Below are 16,856 nucleotides of genomic sequence, written 5' to 3'. Positions count from 1 at the left end.
CAGGACGGCTCCAAGTAGGTGCGGCCAGCTCGGCGCCGACGCCCAGCAAGGTGGTCAGCACCACACCGGCGAAGATGCGATCCCAATGCCTATCGACGCCATCCTACAGGCCGGCGTCGGTGAGCGACACAGAGCAGCTTCAAACAATCCATAGCGCATCACCACTGGATGCTATGTCGATATATCAAGATGCCGAATCAAGCATGACATGCTTGAATTTCTCTAGGTTTGACTAGGCCTTGAGCAAGCCAGCGCGCCCTGTAAAACCGTGGCGATATCAGACCATATCGAAACGGTCTTGATGGACTTGCTGCCCCCCATAACGCTGGCACCGTGAGCGCCGATATCGAGCGGGCTTTTCCTCATTGGTCGATGGGCCTACAGCTGTTCAAGTCTCGCACACCGAGTAACAGAGGACTACCTGTTGCAAGATGCTAGGTCTTGTCCGTCCACGTTCTAGGCATGAGCCGTTGGCATAACGACATGACAGCCCTTAGTTAGGAGCCAATGTCTAGAAGGATGTCCGTAGCGCAGCCGCGTGACGGTTTCCAGCACGTATGCGGAATCGCGGAGATTGCATTTGCAATGTCTTTCCGCAGCCATGTCTATTGAATGGAGCTCACGCCAACAAACGCCACTGAGCGTTCAGGAGTGACCGCCATGTCGCAAGCACCTGTATTGCCACCGCAAGAGCGCCGCATCCTGCGGCTTGATGAAGTCGAAGCGAAGTCCGGGTTCAAACGCGCCCACATCTACAACCTGATGAAAAAGCGCCAATTCCCGCAAGCGCTGCGCCTGGGCGTGCGTGCGGTGGGTTGGGATTCGGTTGAGATCGACCAATGGATCGCCGAACGCCTCAACAACCGGACCTGATCCGCTCCTCGGATTTCCCCATCCTTCAGACGGAGAGCGCCATGCAGGTTGTATCCATCATCTCGACCAAGGGCGGCGTTGGCAAAACGACCACAGCCGCCAACCTCGGCGGGCTCGCCGCGGACGCGGGGCTGCGCGTTCTGCTGCTCGACCTCGACGTGCAGCCAACGCTGTCCTCTTACTACGAATTGGCCCACCGCGCCCCCAGCGGCATCTACGAGTTGTTGGCATTCAACGAGCGCGACTTGGGCAGGCTCGTTTCGCGCACGATCATCGCGGGCCTCGATCTGGTGCTTTCTAACGACCATCGGGGCGAGTTGAGCACCTTGCTTTTGCATGCACCGGATGGGCGCCTGCGTCTGCGACACCTACTGCCGATGCTGGCGCCGCTCTACGACTTAGTGTTGATCGACACCCAGGGCGCGCGCTCCGTTCTGCTCGAGATGGCGGTGCTTGCCTCCAATCTGGCCCTGTCTCCGGTCACGCCCGAAATACTTGCAGCCCGCGAGCTACGGCGCGGCACCATGCAGTTGCTGGAGGACATCGCGCCGTACCGACACCTCGGCATCGAACCACCGCCGCTGAACCTGCTGATCAACCGCGTCCACACCGTGTCCGCTAACGCGCGGCTGATCCAGCAGGCCTTGCGTGATCTGTTCCAAGACCATGCGGACATCCGCGTGCTTGACACCGACGTACCGGCCATCGAAGCCTATCCGCGTGCCGCGACCCGTGGCCTGCCGGTGCATCGTGTCGAGCATCGCCAGCCACCGGGCAGAGTTGCGCCCTCCGCGCTCGACACCATGAGCGCGCTCGCCGGCGAATTGTTCCCTGAGTGGCAAGACAGATTTGTCCATGTATCCGGCCGTCCATCGCGTCCTCTTGAAACCGGGAGGCCTCATGGCGAACGCACATGAACTGGCCCGTGGCCACAAGCGGCTGCGCGCTCTGATCGAGTTTGCTGTGAGCGAAGGCTGGCACGTCAAGCGCACACCTGGCGGACACCTCAAGTTCACCAAGGCCGGCTGCGCCGCTATCTACACCAGCTCAACAGCAAGCGACCACCGGGCAACCCTCAACGCCCGCGCGCAGATCCGCCGTGCAGAGCGCGAGGCTCACATGGCACGGGCTGCTAACGCCGAGGGACGCGGCCATGGCTGAGATGACGTCCCAGGATATGGCCGGCAAGCTGCTTGCAGCTGGGTTCGAGCGCAGCGGCCCATCGGCCACGGCATTGAGCGACCCAATCGCCGACACCCCGATGGTTGTGACGTTGGACCAGTTGCGGCCTTACGACCACGATCCCCGCAAAAAGCGCAACTCGGCCTACGATGAAATCAAGGCCTCCATACGAGAGCGCGGCCTGGATGCGGCACCAGCCATCACACGCCGTCCTGGCGACACGCACTACATCATCCGCAACGGTGGCAATACAAGGCTAGCGATCCTGCGTGAACTCTGGGCAGAGACGAAGGACGAGAGCTTCTTCCGCATATCGTGCCTGTTCCGGCCCTGGCCTGCGCGCGGAGAAATCGTTGCGCTGACCGGACACCTCGCCGAGAACGAGCTGCGCGGCGGCCTCACGTTCATCGAGCGCGCCTTAGGCGTCGAAAAAGCCCGCGAGTTCTATGAAGAGGAAAGCGGCGCCACACTGAGCCAGTCCGAACTGGCCCGCCGCCTGGTCGCCGACGGCTACCCCGTACAGCAGTCGCACATCAGCCGCATGGCCGATGCGGTGCGTTACCTGCTGCCCGCGATTCCGACCGTGCTCTATGGCGGTCTGGGCCGCCACCAGGTCGAGCGACTGTCGGTCATGCGCAAGGCCTGCGAGCGCACCTGGGAGTACTATGCCAAAGGCCGCTCCCTTCAATTGGACTTCGACAACTTCTTTCAAGAGGTGCTGTCGCAGTTCGACACTCAGGCTGACGAATTCTCACCTCAGCGGGTGCAGGACGAGCTGATCGGTCAAATGTCCGAACTGCTGGGCGTCAATTACGACGTGCTGGCCTTGGACCTGACCGAATCCGAGAACCGCTACCGTGTGCTGGTCAGCGACCCGACTCCGCCGTCGGCACCACCTGCGTTGCCTGACCCAGGAGCCATCGCACGGTCGCCCGCCGGACCGGCGCCGTCCACCGATACGCCTTCGCCAACTACAGCGCGATCAGCGAGCGGCCCGCTCACGGGCGAGAATGATGCGACCGCTGGCAATGCATCCGCAGGAAGCCCTGCGGCAACGGCTGGAGAGCTGCTGCAGGAGCATATCGTCTCGCCGGCACCGACGACAGAGCGGCTCCAGTCCATCCAGCGGATGATCGCGGACCAGTTGGGTGATGCGCTACCGCCCGACTTCTCAGCCCGCGTATTGCAGTCGATCCCGGTGCAAGCGGGTGGCCTCTATCCCATCTCCGACGTGTGGTACATCGATCCCGGCCTGGAAGCGCCCGACCGGCTGCGCATCCATATAGCGCAATTCGCGCGCGAGATCGCCGGCGAGGCGGATTTGGAAGAGTTCATCGAGGACCGTCCCGACGGCATCGGATTCGCATGTAGCGCCCAGGCCCATTTGCCGCGTGGACACGCCGTGCTGGCGCTGCTGGGGTCTCTGTCCGGTCAGCAGCCGGCCGATACCAGCCCCTACGGGCAATTCGTCACCGATCTGCCGGCACTGCTACACGGTCAAGGCGATGTCACCAAGCGATTGAGCGATACCGCGCTGGTCAAGTTGTTCCGGTTGCTGCGGCTTGCCCGACGCCTGCTGGATTTGGAAGCCGGTGCCAGGGCTCCCGATTCTTGAACGAGGAAGGCGAGCATGTCTGTACCACACCCCCTCAACCAAGCTGTCATCGCCCAAGCACTCTACGACCTGCGCAATGGGCAATTGCGTCGTTGCAAATCGATGGGGTTCGGTGAGGAAGAGCTTGATGCGCTCAAGCACCCAGTGCTGATCAGCGTGCTGGCAAACGCCAGCGTCTCGTGGTGCTCCGTAACGGTCAACCGCGAAGTGCTACTTCGGCTACTAAAGCAGGCTCAGGACGTGGAGAAGGAAATCGCCACGGTTGATCGCATGCTGAGGTTGGCAGCAAGTACGGAAATGGTGAGCCGCTTCTACGGTCTGACCCATCAGGAGGTCGCCCTTCGCCGCGAAGTCCTTGGTCTGCCCAAGCGCAAGGGGCGCCATGCCGTTTTAGACGAAGCCCAGGACACGGAGTTGTGGCGGCAATGGAAGGCCGTGACCAGCAGCAGAAACGTCGATCTGGAGGACGACACCTCGATTCTCGATGCGGCCATGGACCTGGCAGAAGGCATGTCATTGCCGCTGTCGGTGGTCTGGGCCGCGATCAAGAAATGGATCGACCAAGGATTGGGATGACCCATGGCCGTGGATGAAACAGCACCGCGAACACCACGCCAAGGCCCAGTAGCCCTCGCCGATTTGTTCGACAGTGCGCTGAAAGACCTTGAGCCTAAACCTAGTGCGCCTGCGCCTGCTCCTATCCCTACATGCGGGGACGGTTTCCTTTTCAGCGGTAACCGGCACGAGAGCGTGCCGCGGCGCCTGTTCCTGGATCGTCGGTTGACGCCACTGGAACGTAATGCCTGGCAAGTCTTCCGGCTGATGCTCAACAACGACGGCGTGACGGCGTTCCCCACCTATGAGCAATTGCGCCCCTGGCTGGCATCGATGCCCAACGCAGGAAAGGCTTCGCATGAAACCGTAGCACGTGCCTTGACGCTGTTGCGCCTGACACGCTGGTTGAGCCTCGTGCGCAGGCGCCGCGATCCCAAGACCGGACGCATCCTCGGCAACCTCTATGTGCTGCACGATGAGCCCTTGACCCCATTCGAGGCTATGCAGCTTGACACCGACTATCTGGAGCTGGTCAGCCAGTCACTGGGCCATTCTGCGAAGGCCGTGCAGATGGTGGGGCTCAACACCCTCAAGGAAATCGAGGAAGACCCGCTGCTGTCCGGCCGCACGTTGCCGTCGCGGTTGCAGGTGCTTGCCGAACGCCTTGCCCAACAGGGCATCGCTGCCCCCGAGAGTTATCCACAAGAAGACGCCACCCACGATTCCGAAGAAAGGGTTTCGAACCTTCTTCGGAATGGCGAACAGCATTCTTCGGAATCCGAAGCAGGGCTGGAACCCACGCCGGACGGTGTTCTTCGGAATCCGAAGCAGGACCGTACTGTAAGTAGTAAAAGTAATAAAGAAGTACGTACTACCGCGCGTGAACATGGGCATGTGCGCGCGATGCCAGGTGTTCGCATGCCTGATCGCTTCCTGAGCCTGAAGGAAGAGCAGCAGGCCGGCGCACTGGTGGCGTTACAGCAGGTCGATGCGCCATTGAGGCAAGCCGTACTGGATGAATGGGCGGATCGCTGTCGAGGCTCGACCATTCGCAATCCCGCAGGGTATTTGTTCGGCATCATCCAGCGCGCTATCCGGGGCGAGTTCAATGCATGGGCCAAGCAAGTCGGGACGGCACCACCGGTACCTGCTGCGTATGATCGACCACCAGAACCACCACGTAACGTGGTTCCGACCGAAGTGGCTCTGCAGCACATCGAACGGCTGCGCGAGCTTCTGCGTAAGGCCTGACTTTTCGGGGCCGCAAGGTCATGAAGAAGATGCCCATAGCCGTCAGTAGAGCTATCCCCTGGGGATAGCCGCGCGGACGTGCAGGACGGCAAACAGGTATGGGAAGGCATCGGGATGCCATGCACTGGATCATATGTGTGCGATCTGTCCTTGGCGAACAGCGTTCCTTGGCGCGCCATGGAGCTATCCCCAGGGGATAGCTCGTGCCGCTCGCAGCGGCCACAACTTAAACCAGGGCTTGGCCAATTTCGGTTTGTTGACTGACTGCCTTCCGCTGCATGCCGATGCTGACCGCTCCTTTTCCAAAAGTGAACGGACACCATGGCAACCAATGAACCTTTGCAATTGAATCTCGGCTCACTGCGCAGCGCGATGTCGCTGACGCTGCATACCCATCACGCTTCCCGCATCTGGCATGGCCGCGCTGCCGCCGAGGGGCGACCGGGCATCGTAGGCCTGAACGGCTACATCGCCGTGATGAACAAGATGAAACGCGGCTCGGAGCAGGACGACCCGTACAGCGACTGGTGGATGCTACGCATCGAGGAAAAACTCGACCAGACCAAGGCCACGCTGCAATCGCTACGCGAACAGGTGGACCAGGCACTGGCAGACGTCCCCGCCGCGTTGAGCCTGGGCGAAAACCTAAACGTGCAGCCGGTTAAGTTGCCTCTCTTCGTTAACGCCCAGCTCGGCTTTGCCGCAGTCTATCTCCTGGCCGATTACGACGACATCGCCCGCAAGCTGATCCTCGCCCATCACACCGCACTCATCGACCGCAGCACACTGGAGCGCTGGCTCAACGAGGGCGCACATGCGCTGCGTAGCCTTTTCAGCCTGGCACAGCAATACCGTTACTCGGGCTGCACCCGCGATGATTTCGCGGCGAAGAATGCGGCGGCGCGGGTCGCGATGGACAAGTTTGGCGAGCTGCCGCAGGACGTACTCGAAGGCACGCGACGTTCGAAGTTTTCGCCGCCCATCGCGCGCCAGAGTCTGCAACAGCGCAGTGTGATTTCTGCCGCAGCCGTCCTCCCTGGCGAAGAGGCCAACACCGACGGGGACCAGTCGGCATGAGCGATCAGGATCAGGACCGGCCAACCCTCTACTTCCAAAGTCTGCAACAGACGGCCTTCATGAGGCTGGAACACGCAGCCTCTCTAAAAGGCCTTTTAAAGCCTTTTAAAGGTAAGGGGGCATTGGACACATGGGCCAGCCAATGCTTTGCCATGCGCGACGAGTTGATGGCCCTGGCGCAGCGGCAGGTGCTGCCACAGGCGTGTGGGCATCCCTTCCACCTGCTGTCCATTGAGCTGGCCCAGCAGTCCACTGGCGCAGGTACGGCCTTTCTGCGCTGGCGCAGGCACGACAGGTCGGCCATGGGCGTAGCGCTGTGGCAGGAACTGATCGCCAGCACCAACACGCCGGTCAACCTGCTGGCCGATCTGCACGCGATCGAGCTTCAGCGCATCACGTTGAACATGCAGATCAGCGTGCTTCACACCCTGGGCAGGCAGGCGCAGGAATGCGCAAGCAAGGCCGGCGAAGCGGATGCCGTCTATCTGCACCGGCTCACATCCCTCCCCGCCACAGTGCGCAATCAGTGATTGCGCCGGGCATCCCCACACGCGCCCGGGGCCGATGAGGCACGGGTATTTCAACCACCACGGAGATTGCATCATGAGCACGCATTTTTGGGGCGAAGGCAACGTCGGCTCGCCACCCGAGTACCGCGAATTTCCCAACGGAAACGATGAACCGCGCCGGCTGCTGCGCCTGAACGTTTACTTCGACAACCCCATTCCAAGAAAAGATGGCGAGTTCGAGGATCGCGGAGGCTTTTGGGCGCCCGTCGAACTCTGGCACCGCGATGCCGAGCACTGGAAGGATCTGTACCAGAAAGGCATGCGCGTGCTCGTCATCGGCCGCATGGAGCGTGAACCGTGGACGGACAACGAGGATCAGCCACGCGAGACCTGGCAGATCAACGCACGCAGCGTCGGCATCCTGCCCTACCGCATCGAGTCCGTGGCCCTCAGTCCGAAGCCGCAGGAGGCAGAGCCGAAGCCCCAAGCAGTCCAGGAATCGACTCCGCCGAAAGACGCGAAGCGCAGGAAGTGAACCAGCATGGAGGGCGGCGGTGCAGTTTTTCGCCGCCTTCCATTCACCCCCAAGCTATCCCCAGGGGATAGCTCCATCGAAGTCCACCGACTTCCACGCGCTCTCGCCAATCGCAGCTTCCGGCCGGCACATCTGCACCCACGCTCGACCCCCACCCAAGCCATTCCATCCCGTGAAAGTGGTCGCCACCGCATGCGGCTTGTTTGCTGCTGCTCTTGGTAGCGCTCGGCATCCTCGATTCCAGCAACTCAATGAACCACGGAAATCGGGTGGACGGACATGCGGCTGTTCTTGTGCGAGAAGCCTTCCCAGGGCAAAGACATTGGCCGGATTCTCGGCGCCACGCAACGCGGTGAAGGCTGCCTCAACGGTTCCGGCGTCACCGTCACCTGGTGCATCGGCCATCTCGTAGAGGCGGCGGCACCCGAAGCCTACGACGAACAGCTAAAGCGCTGGTCCATCGAGCAGTTGCCCATCATTCCCCAGCGTTGGCAGGTCGAGGTCAAACCGAAAACCGCCACGCAATTCAAGGTCGTCAAGGCGCTACTGGCGAAGGCAACACAGCTTGTCATCGCCACCGATGCCGACCGCGAAGGCGAACTGATCGCCCGCGAGATCATTGACCTGTGCGGCTACCGCGGCCCCATTGAGCGGCTGTGGTTGTCGGCACTCAACGATGCGTCCATTCGCGCCGCGCTCGGCAAGCTCCGGCCATCGGCCGAGACGCTGCCGATGTACTACTCGGCACTAGCGCGCTCGCGTGCGGACTGGCTTGTGGGCATGAACCTCAGTCGGTTGTTCACGGTGCTGGGTCGGCAAGCCGGCTACGACGGAGTGCTGTCGGTCGGTCGCGTCCAGACCCCGACGCTCAAGCTGGTCGTGGACCGCGACCGCGAGATCGCGGCCTTCGTGTCCGTGCCGTACTGGGCCATCGACGTGTACCTGACCACAAGCGGCCAAGCCTTCACCGCGCAGTGGGTTTCGCCCGACACCTGCACCGACGACTCGGGCCGCTGCCTGCAGCAGCCGGTGGCACAGCAGGCGGCGCAGCAGCTCCGCGCCACCGGCAGTGCCCAGGTTGTCTCGGTCGAAACCGAGCGCGTGCGTGAAGGCCCGCCGCTGCCGTTCGACCTGGGCACCTTGCAGGAGTTGTGTTCCAAGCAGCTTGGGCTGGATGTGCAGGAAACCTTGGACATCGCTCAGGCCCTGTACGAAACGCACAAGGCCACGACCTATCCGCGTTCGGATTCCGGCTACCTGCCGGAGAGCATGTTTGCCGAAGTCCCCATAGTCCTCGACAGCCTGCTCAAGACCGATTTCTCGCTGCGCCCGATCATTGACCAACTCGACCGCACACAACGCTCACGCGCTTGGAACGACGCGAAGGTGTCCGCGCACCACGGCATCATCCCGACGCTCGAACCGGCGAACCTCTCGGCCATGAGCGAGAAGGAACTGGCGGTGTACAAGCTCATCCGGGCGCACTACCTCGCGCAGTTCCTTCCTCACCACGAGTTCGATCGCACAGTGGCGAACCTCTCTTGCGGCCAGCAGACGCTGACGGCCACAGGAAAGCAGGTGGTCGTCAAGGGCTGGCGCCTGGTGTTGGCCGAACCGCAACCCGAGGAGGATAGCGACACCGCGGCGCGCAGCCAGGTGCTGCCCGCGCTACGCGAGGGCGTGTCATGCCAGGTAGCCGATGTCGATCTGAAGGCGCTCAAGACACAGCCATCTCGCCCCTACACGCAGGGCGAATTGGTCAAGTCCATGAAAGGCGTCGCCAAGCTGGTCTCGGATCCGCGCTTGAAACAGAAGCTCAAGGATACGGTCGGCATCGGCACCGAAGCGACACGGGCTAACATCATCAGCGGCCTGATCGCACGCGGCTATCTCATGAAGAAGGGGCGCGCGATTCGCGCCTCGGATGCGGCATTCACCCTCATCGACGCCGTGCCCGCAGCGATTGCCGACCCCGGGACCACCGCCGTGTGGGAACAAGCGCTAGACATGATCGAAGCGGGACAACTCACGCTGGACGTGTTCATCGGCAAGCAGGCCGCATGGATTTCGCAGTTGATCACGCAGTACGCCAGCGCGTCCCTGTCAATCAAGGTTCCCCATGGGCCGGTTTGCCCGCAGTGCGGCGCACCCACGCGCCAGCGCAGTGGCAAGAGCGGCCCGTTCTGGTCGTGCAGTTGCTATCCAGACTGCAAAGGCACGCTGCCGGTCGAGTCCGGCACGTCCAAGCGCGTAGCCTCACGCTCGCGCCGTGGCGGCCGAAAAGACTCCTGATCGACCCCGCCCCCCCCGTGAGCCGTGCTCGCCTTCGGCGGCGCGACTCGTGTCCCGCATGCCCTGCTGGACGCCCAGCGCACAACACCTTCTTGATCCGTGTGCGCGTCCCGCTCAGCCGTCCCCGGCCGCGGGACCTGAAGGTGACTTCTCCACGAATCGCGTCACTTGCATTCTGCTGATCTGCTTTTCTTCCGCCTATCGCGAAGGGTCCCCCGACGGCTTGCTCGCCCACGCAAGCCATCGGGAGACCCCTTTCGGTCAGCGGTATTCAGTGCCGGTGCCCGCCGGCGCAAAAACGGGCTCCCTTTGTGCGCGGATGTGCGCCAGACGATGCCGGCCCCAGCCACGACATGGGCCGGGTGTGCTTGCTGACAGCAGACGGTTCTTCCGACGACCGGGACTGCCAATCAGCCCACGGGTGGCTTCTTCTTTCCTCCCGAGCCGAAGGCCCTGCGGCCTTCGGCGCCTTTCTCCTGCCCATCAACGTCCCGGCCCGGCCATTGGCCTGGGTCATACGAACAGGAGAGCTGATATGCACCCTCAGCCTTGCGCGCCGCTGCTTTACGGCAGCGTGTGCAGCGGCATCGAGGCCGTGAGCCTCGCGTGGCAACCGCTCGGCATTGAGGCCGCGTGGTTCGCCGAGATCGAACCGTTCCCGAGCGCCGTGCTCGCCCACCACTACCCGCACGTGCCCAACCTGGGCGACATGACCATGATCGCCCGCCAGGTTCACGCCGGCGCCGTGCCGGCCCCCGACATCCTGGTCGGCGGCACGCCATGCCAGTCGTTCAGCGTGGCCGGCGCGCGCCGGGGACTGGATGACCCACGCGGAGCCTTGACCCTTGCCTATGTGGAGTTAGCCAATGCCATCGACCAAGCCCGTCACCAAAATGACCGCTCGCCGGCCACCCTTGTCTGGGAAAACGTCCCGGGCGTCCTCAGCGACCGCAGCAACGCCTTCGGGAATTTCCTGGGCGCATTGGCCGGAGAAAGCCGTGCGCTCCAACCGCCAGGGGAAAAATGGGCGCACGCAGGTTACGTGTCTGGCCCCAGGCGCCGCATCGCCTGGCGCGTCCTCGACGCTCAATATTTCGGCGTCGCCCAACGCCGCAAGCGTGTGTTTCTTGTGGCAAGTGGTGGAGATGGTTTCGATCCCGCCGAAGTACTTTTTGAGCGCACGGGCCTGCGCGGGGATTCTTCTGCGGGCAGCGCGCCGTGGCAAGAAGCTGCCCGTGCTGCTGGACCATGCGCTGAAGCAGCAGGCGGATACGCAGGACTGAAACCGTCCTACGGTGAGGTCAAGACGACGTTCGGATTCAGTGGAGGCATCGGCCCTGTCGATGTGGCCGCATGCCTAATGGCGGCTGGCCCCAAGCATGACATCCGCACGGAGACGTTCATGGTGCAGTCGGTCGCCGGCAGCATCACCCACACCCTCGACACCGCCAACGGCGGCAAGGGCAGCAGCGAGGACGGTACGGGCAAAGGTGTGCCGATTATCGCCTTCACCGCCCAGGGCAGCGGCGCGGATGCCACGATGGATCTGACGCCGACGCTGCGTGCAGGCGGGCATCGCCGCAGCCATTCGAACGCAGGTGTCGTGCCTGCTATCGCCTTCGCGCAGAACCACCGCTGCAAGGTGCGCTTCGAGTCGGGCCACGGACAGGTGGCTTGCACCATGCTGTCCAACGGCAAGCCGGGGTATGGCGTGCCAATGATCGCCTGCGTTGCCCTGCATGATCGTCAGAACGGTCTGGCTGCTGAACTGGGCAGCGGGGCCAATGGGCATGTGCTGGCGCCTGACCACGAGGCGCATTTCCGCTATGACTGGAATGACCCCATTCCAAGGGACTGGTCGCAGTGGCGGGTACGGCGGTTGATGCCAGTGGAATGCGAACGTCTGCAAGGCATGCCCGACGACTACACGCTGGTTCCGTATCGCGGTAAGCCGGCTGCGGACGCGCCGCGCTACAAGGCAATCGGCAACTCCATGGCCATGCCGTGCGTCGCCTGGCTAGGCCAGCGGCTGGTGCAGTGCTTGCACAAGATGGGATCGATCGCTTCGGATTGATGCACGACGCCGCCAACGGGCCGCGCCATTCTCGTTCCTGTATTGCCGACATGTCGGCAGCCGCCAGGGTGTCGAGGCTGCCGTGGGTTGCACCCATGCCACCCGCCAGTTCGCATCTGCATCCGCATCCCTCCGGCGATCCAGCATCACGCACCGTCCTGACAGCCCCGCACGTGTTGCGGGGCTTTCTTTTTTTCCACTTTCGCCAATCGGGGCTGTGCCGGGTTCCGATTCTCGGCTGACGTGGCTCGCCTCGCACATCAAGCTGCCCGCATGTGTCGCTGATCCGTCAGCACCATGCCAGCAGCCAGGGTTTCCAGGCTGCCGCGGAGTTTCTCCGCGCTACCCGCCAGTCCGCCATCGCATCGAGTCTGCGGACGCGCGTCCTCGTGATGCCGGTGCTTTTTTTAACCGCTAGCGGGAGCTGCCATCCCGTTAGGGACAGGGCCCCGCTTTTCCTAGGAGCCTATCCATGTCCCAGCAAGCCTCTTTCAGCCAATTGGCTTTGATCTATTGCGGCAAGTTACTGCCGCTCGAAGTCCTGCAGAGCGCCGCAGGCCACTACATCGGCACACGCAATAGCGAGGGACCCGTTTCGCGGGAATCTCGCGAGTACTTCCGCAGCTACGCCGCGGCTCAACGTGTCCTCGAAAGTGGCGGCTGGTCCCAGCTGGCCAATCCCTGATCCAACTAGAGGAGCCACATCATGAACCCACATCTGCCTCTGGAAATCGTCGGTCAGATCATGCAGGAAGTGCAGCATTTCGCTGATGCGCCCCAAGCCTTCTTCGAGGCGTGGAAGCGTGGCGTCGAGATCGCTGGCGCCGAGTGGTTCGGCGAGGGCGCCCCTGAAGGCCTGAACCAGGCCAAGAGCAAATGGGATTTGCGTCCCAACGTGCTGCGGATCAACGACGCCCTCGGCGTCCTGAGCAGCGGGGAACGCATGTTCCTGTCCGCCATGGTCAGCTTCTACAACGCGCGCGATGGCGGTGCCATGCTCAAGCGCTGCCAGTTCCACGGGCTGTCGGATTTCGACGGTCTCGACCTGGAACGCCGCAAGGTCATCGCCGATCTGCTGGTGAACTACAGCGGCTGGTGAGCATCTCTCCGGCATACCACTACTTTCTCGTCCCCCCAATGAGGAACATGCGCCCGCAAGGCCCTGTTCCTCATATTTTTTCCCCATCACCCAGCGCCACTAGCCTTGGGCTATTAGCAGGATATTGACTGTCTTGATCTGCTGCTTGGGTCAGACGCTACAGTGGAACTTGCAGGGCTGGCCCCGCCGCGCTAAAACCGTGGCCGAAGGAGCACAGCTCACACGCTTGGAGACAGCCACATGGCCAGCACCACCGAAATCGCTGCCCTGTTGGCTGCGACCGACGCGCAGGGCCGCGTCGATCCGCTGGCCTACGAAGCGCAGCGCCTAATCCTGCAGCATCAAGGTCTGGGTAGCGTAGATGCGGCCGCACTGGTGCGCGCCCTGCCGGCCTCGCCGGGTTTTACCGCCTTCGACCGCACCACGCTCTTTTCCGCCATCGACCAGCGCCTGGATACGCCGCAGGAACGGCAGCGTTTCGCCGACGCGCTGGACCAGGCCAACCTCAGCGACGGATGGCTCGAACGGCTGGGCGAGCAGGCGGCCGAGGTCGGCGGCCAGGCCTATGACAGTACCCGCACCGCAGTGCGCTGGGCCGATACCCAGGTCAGTGACGGCTTGGCCGCCGCGCAACGCAGCACCCGCGACACGGCGGCCGCTCCTGGCGTGTTGCCCGGCCTGCGCGCCGAAGCGCAGGCCGGCAACAATCTGGTCGGCAATGTGCAGCAAGGCTATGGCTTCGTCACTGGCGGGGCGGGACATGCCGTGTCCACGCTCGGCGATACCGTCGACCTGGTGCGCATGGGCACGCGCTTGGTCACCGACCCGAACTATCGCGATGTGGTGGTCGGCATGGTCCGTATTTATGCGGCCGAGGTCGTCGCCGACCCGCACAAGCCGATCGACCAGGCCCGCAGCGCCGCCACCCAGGCGCTGCAGCAGTGGCAGCAGGGGCTGGCGCAGGCGCAACGCGAAGGCCGCGAGCACGAATATGTCGGCAGCGCAGCCGGCGCGGCTGGGGTGGAGATCCTGGCCACGTTGGTCCCGGCCAGCAAACTGGGCAAGCTCGGCAAGGCCGCGCGAATCATGGAGGACATCGCCCCGCGCGCAGCCGGCGAAGCCAGCGAGGGTCTGGCCGATGCCGCCCGTGCCGAGCGCGTCGGCACCGGCGCGCGCGACGCGGGCGAACTCGCACCCGAGCGGGGCGCGGCATTGCCCGGCCGCGCCGGCGCCTACGCCGAAGCGCTGGAAGAAGTCGGCCAGGCCGCGCAGCGCGGCGGTGCGGCGGGCGAAGGCGCGCAGCAATTGCTGCGCGGGCTGGTCGGCCAGGCGCGCCAGGACGGCCACCTGGACGACTTGGTCCGCGCCGCCCGCGCCACTGATAATGTCGAAGGCCTGCTACGCAGCGGCGAACTGGCACCGCGCGAACTCACCGCCATCATCAAGCGCAACCCGGATGTCTTCGATGGCAGGATCGACTTCCCGACTGCGCTAGACCACAGCACGCAGGGCGTGGACCTGACCCGGCTCACCACGCGCCAGCTCGGCGACATCGGCGAAGCCATCCAGACCCACGAACTGGTAAAGCAAGGCTATAGCGACATCGTCGCGATCAAAAACCGCTCCGGCCACGGCATCGACTTAGTCGGCCGCAACCCCGGCGGCGAACTAGAATTCTTCGAGATCAAGACCTCGGCAAAGGGGATGGCGCCGGCGCAACACGGGGATCCGGAACAATTCGTGGCCAAGCGGCTTGAGCGTGCGATTGATGCGAAAGGTCATTGGAATCCACAGAATACAATTCCTGGATTGAATGACATAGCCGATGGGATAAAAAGAGAGATCGGTCCAGAAGCGCAAAACATCAACGCCAAATGGGTGCAACTCAATCTGAGCCGCACCCCAGACTCTCCTCGCCTGCAGATCGAACGCACGGTGGATTCCTGGGTCAAGCCCGCCCCGAAGCACACTCTGCTGACCCCTGGCGAAGCCGGCCACCCTGACCATGCTGCATTCGACACGATGCTACGCACGGTGCAGGGCGACGGCCGCTGGAACGTCGCGGAAAGCCGCAACATTGCCGCGAGCCTGCTGCAGGAGTACAAAGCCGACCCACTGTGCAAGACCCTGGACTCGGTGCGCATCGGCGGCAGCACCGAGACGCCGCGCATCTTCGCGGTCAGTTCGCCACACGGCGACAGAGGCCCGGATTTCCATGTCCACGTCCAAGCCGAGCAAGCTGCGCAGCGCCCGGCGGCCGAGAGCTTCGCTCAGGTCCAACAGATCAACCAGCAACAAGCGCTGACCCAGGAAACAGAGCAACAGAACCTGGCTCACCGCGGCCCGAGGATGAGTTGATGGCAAACGACAAGAGCGACCAACAGTTGCCGACATGGCATCCCTCGCTGAAGAAACTATTCAAGTCCTGTAACAAATGGATCGAGTGGGCGTTCACCACAGATCGAAGGCCAACAAAGTATCTGGAGCGTATCGAAGGCTGCATCACTCAAAGTGGGCCGTTGAGAGGCGAGGTCTGGCTGGATTTGGGCCAAGCCGGCCACACCTACGCCGTCCAGGCCTGCGCCCTCAGCGGCCAGGGCCGCCTGGACGAACTCGCCCAGCCGCTGCGCTGGGCGGTAGCGATGCGCTCGATCGCGTTTCGTTTCGAGGCCACCGTAACCCTGGCCTGGACCACTGAGCGGCAACCGCTGCTGCCGTTCTGGACCAGCATGAAGGTCGCGGCCACCGCAATGCTTTCGCAATGGGACGCCACCGAGGCTGGTGCTCGCTTCCTGATCCAAGTCGCGCACAAGGACCAGGCCCTGAAGCCTGACGAATGGCGCCGCGAGGGCTGGGGCAAAGGCACCAACGACGCTTTCCTGATTTTCCTGTTCGCTCAGGTCTTCGGCATCCCTACCCACTACCGGCCGGTGCATTCGCTGATCCCCGAGTATCAGGCTGTGCTCGACCACTGGCGCAGCACCGACGCAGCGGCGTTCCAATCCGCGATGCAGGCCGCGGCCGACTGGCACATCGCTCGCAGCAAGGATGGCACCGAGCGCAACACCTACGAGTTCGAGAAGGACATTGATCGCGTCTACCCCGCCGAACTGCTCGCCGTGCAGGCCCTGCGCCAGCGCGACGGCCTGCCCCACTTCGATACCGGCCATCTGCTGATCGACACGCCCTGGACCATCCTGAGCAAGCTGCCCGAGTGCCCGCCGCATCCGCTCGCTATGGCGGTGGAAGAGCGGGTGCGCCGGGACTATCCGGATTACAACTGAAGCGAATACCCCAGACACAATGGGGCGATGAGCCAGTACAGATTTCCCATGGCCGCCGGAGTGGGCTGGTGCGACGCTGCCGCCATGTTCCGCTGAACTCGGTCAGCAACATGCCCAGAGCGCTACGCGCCCGCCGGCACTAAGGAAGACGGTCGAGACGAACACGCCCGTGAGCGACCGCATCCGACTTCGAGCACCAGCTTGGAGCCTGCGTCAACGCCATGAACCAGCACGACTCCATCGGCCAGATCCTGGTGTTCGCGCGCATGAGCGGCACGCTGCACATGCGCCAAATCGCCAGCGCCGACCTAGTGGACGCCGACATTGATGACTACGAAATGGTCGTGTTCGACGGTGGCAACACAAGCGGCGACACGTGGAAGCACGTGTTCTTCCCGCGTCAACGCGAACACTACTTCGTGTACTAGGCCTGCCCACCACCAGCCCCTTTCGAGGGGCTTTTTTCTTGCCGTCGCGCAGGAATATGGGTGCGGCAACGTGCCGTTTCCT

15 protein-coding genes and 1 pseudogene are annotated in these 16,856 nt (G+C 63.1%); all 16 read left to right on the top strand.

Features of this window, described 5'->3' with window-relative positions; all coding sequences use genetic code 11:
- Positions 1-660: 660 nt before the first annotated feature.
- The gene (locus tag ABRP31_RS07090; RefSeq protein WP_015471948.1) at positions 661-873 is read left to right on the top strand and encodes an AlpA family transcriptional regulator; all 213 of its coding nucleotides are present in this window, start codon (positions 661-663) and stop codon (positions 871-873) included.
- Between the two features lie 41 nt (positions 874-914).
- The gene (locus ABRP31_RS07085) at positions 915-1,790 is read left to right on the top strand and encodes a ParA family protein (RefSeq protein ID WP_104551730.1); all 876 of its coding nucleotides are present in this window, start codon (positions 915-917) and stop codon (positions 1,788-1,790) included.
- A complete protein-coding gene (locus ABRP31_RS07080) occupies positions 1,774-2,034 on the top strand; it encodes a hypothetical protein (RefSeq protein ID WP_015471950.1) in 261 nt (86 codons plus the stop codon). Before ABRP31_RS07085 ends, ABRP31_RS07080 begins: the two co-directional genes overlap by 17 nt.
- Positions 2,027-3,670, top strand: coding sequence for a ParB family protein (locus ABRP31_RS07075; RefSeq protein ID WP_104551731.1), 1,644 nt, complete (start codon positions 2,027-2,029; stop codon positions 3,668-3,670). The genes ABRP31_RS07080 and ABRP31_RS07075 overlap by 8 nt, the downstream gene beginning before the upstream one ends.
- A 15-nt stretch (positions 3,671-3,685) precedes the next feature.
- The gene (locus ABRP31_RS07070; protein ID WP_095574728.1) at positions 3,686-4,246 is read left to right on the top strand and encodes a DUF2857 domain-containing protein; all 561 of its coding nucleotides are present in this window, start codon (positions 3,686-3,688) and stop codon (positions 4,244-4,246) included.
- Between the two features lie 3 nt (positions 4,247-4,249).
- Positions 4,250-5,476, top strand: a complete 1,227-nt coding sequence (locus tag ABRP31_RS07065; protein WP_104551732.1) for an STY4528 family pathogenicity island replication protein — start codon at positions 4,250-4,252, stop codon at positions 5,474-5,476.
- A gap of 321 nt (positions 5,477-5,797) precedes the next feature.
- Positions 5,798-6,553 (top strand): PFL_4669 family integrating conjugative element protein, encoded by a 756-nt coding sequence (locus ABRP31_RS07060; protein ID WP_104551733.1) that lies wholly within the window; start codon positions 5,798-5,800, stop codon positions 6,551-6,553.
- Positions 6,550-7,083, top strand: coding sequence for a DUF3158 family protein (locus tag ABRP31_RS07055; protein ID WP_104551734.1), 534 nt, complete (start codon positions 6,550-6,552; stop codon positions 7,081-7,083). Before ABRP31_RS07060 ends, ABRP31_RS07055 begins: the two co-directional genes overlap by 4 nt.
- Before the next feature lie 73 nt (positions 7,084-7,156).
- Entirely contained in the window at positions 7,157-7,597 is a 441-nt protein-coding gene (locus tag ABRP31_RS07050) for a single-stranded DNA-binding protein (RefSeq protein WP_039431365.1), read from the top strand.
- A gap of 279 nt (positions 7,598-7,876) precedes the next feature.
- Positions 7,877-9,889 carry a DNA topoisomerase III gene (locus ABRP31_RS07045; protein WP_104551735.1) on the top strand — a complete coding sequence of 671 codons (2,013 nt, stop codon included), beginning with the start codon at positions 7,877-7,879 and terminating at the stop codon, positions 9,887-9,889.
- A gap of 535 nt (positions 9,890-10,424) precedes the next feature.
- The gene (locus ABRP31_RS07040) at positions 10,425-11,963 is read left to right on the top strand and encodes a DNA cytosine methyltransferase (RefSeq protein ID WP_104551736.1); all 1,539 of its coding nucleotides are present in this window, start codon (positions 10,425-10,427) and stop codon (positions 11,961-11,963) included.
- A gap of 472 nt (positions 11,964-12,435) precedes the next feature.
- Positions 12,436-12,648, top strand: coding sequence for a hypothetical protein (locus ABRP31_RS07035; RefSeq protein ID WP_015471956.1), 213 nt, complete (start codon positions 12,436-12,438; stop codon positions 12,646-12,648).
- A gap of 21 nt (positions 12,649-12,669) precedes the next feature.
- The gene (locus ABRP31_RS07030; RefSeq protein ID WP_053045085.1) at positions 12,670-13,062 is read left to right on the top strand and encodes a hypothetical protein; all 393 of its coding nucleotides are present in this window, start codon (positions 12,670-12,672) and stop codon (positions 13,060-13,062) included.
- Between the two features lie 240 nt (positions 13,063-13,302).
- Entirely contained in the window at positions 13,303-15,420 is a 2,118-nt protein-coding gene (locus tag ABRP31_RS07025; protein WP_053054002.1) for an XVIPCD domain-containing protein, read from the top strand.
- Positions 15,420-16,346 carry a hypothetical protein gene (locus tag ABRP31_RS07020; protein ID WP_104551737.1) on the top strand — a complete coding sequence of 309 codons (927 nt, stop codon included), beginning with the start codon at positions 15,420-15,422 and terminating at the stop codon, positions 16,344-16,346. The genes ABRP31_RS07025 and ABRP31_RS07020 overlap by 1 nt, the downstream gene beginning before the upstream one ends.
- A gap of 179 nt (positions 16,347-16,525) precedes the next feature.
- Positions 16,526-16,774 (top strand): annotated as a pseudogene (locus ABRP31_RS07015) (uridylate kinase); the annotation flags it as partial.
- Positions 16,775-16,856 lie beyond the last annotated feature (82 nt).

The sequence above is a fragment of the Pseudomonas caspiana genome (genome assembly GCF_040224095.2).
In the GTDB taxonomy this organism is placed as follows: domain Bacteria; phylum Pseudomonadota; class Gammaproteobacteria; order Pseudomonadales; family Pseudomonadaceae; genus Aquipseudomonas; species Aquipseudomonas caspiana.
The sequence above is the reverse complement of the archived record's forward strand: the minus strand, read 5'-3'. Positions and strand labels throughout refer to the sequence as shown.

What these genes read in the sequence shown, in the direction of transcription:
- ABRP31_RS07090 (WP_015471948.1), top strand. Translation starts at nt 661, where the DNA reads ATGTCGCAAGCACCTGTATTGCCACCGCAAGAGCGCCGCATCCTGCGG.
- ABRP31_RS07085 (WP_104551730.1), top strand. Translation starts at nt 915, where the DNA reads ATGCAGGTTGTATCCATCATCTCGACCAAGGGCGGCGTTGGCAAAACG.
- ABRP31_RS07080 (WP_015471950.1), top strand. Translation starts at nt 1,774, where the DNA reads ATGGCGAACGCACATGAACTGGCCCGTGGCCACAAGCGGCTGCGCGCT.
- ABRP31_RS07075 (WP_104551731.1), top strand. Translation starts at nt 2,027, where the DNA reads ATGGCTGAGATGACGTCCCAGGATATGGCCGGCAAGCTGCTTGCAGCT.
- ABRP31_RS07070 (WP_095574728.1), top strand. Translation starts at nt 3,686, where the DNA reads ATGTCTGTACCACACCCCCTCAACCAAGCTGTCATCGCCCAAGCACTC.
- ABRP31_RS07065 (WP_104551732.1), top strand. Translation starts at nt 4,250, where the DNA reads ATGGCCGTGGATGAAACAGCACCGCGAACACCACGCCAAGGCCCAGTA.
- ABRP31_RS07060 (WP_104551733.1), top strand. Translation starts at nt 5,798, where the DNA reads ATGGCAACCAATGAACCTTTGCAATTGAATCTCGGCTCACTGCGCAGC.
- ABRP31_RS07055 (WP_104551734.1), top strand. Translation starts at nt 6,550, where the DNA reads ATGAGCGATCAGGATCAGGACCGGCCAACCCTCTACTTCCAAAGTCTG.
- ABRP31_RS07050 (WP_039431365.1), top strand. Translation starts at nt 7,157, where the DNA reads ATGAGCACGCATTTTTGGGGCGAAGGCAACGTCGGCTCGCCACCCGAG.
- ABRP31_RS07045 (WP_104551735.1), top strand. Translation starts at nt 7,877, where the DNA reads ATGCGGCTGTTCTTGTGCGAGAAGCCTTCCCAGGGCAAAGACATTGGC.
- ABRP31_RS07040 (WP_104551736.1), top strand. Translation starts at nt 10,425, where the DNA reads ATGCACCCTCAGCCTTGCGCGCCGCTGCTTTACGGCAGCGTGTGCAGC.
- ABRP31_RS07035 (WP_015471956.1), top strand. Translation starts at nt 12,436, where the DNA reads ATGTCCCAGCAAGCCTCTTTCAGCCAATTGGCTTTGATCTATTGCGGC.
- ABRP31_RS07030 (WP_053045085.1), top strand. Translation starts at nt 12,670, where the DNA reads ATGAACCCACATCTGCCTCTGGAAATCGTCGGTCAGATCATGCAGGAA.
- ABRP31_RS07025 (WP_053054002.1), top strand. Translation starts at nt 13,303, where the DNA reads ATGGCCAGCACCACCGAAATCGCTGCCCTGTTGGCTGCGACCGACGCG.
- ABRP31_RS07020 (WP_104551737.1), top strand. Translation starts at nt 15,420, where the DNA reads ATGGCAAACGACAAGAGCGACCAACAGTTGCCGACATGGCATCCCTCG.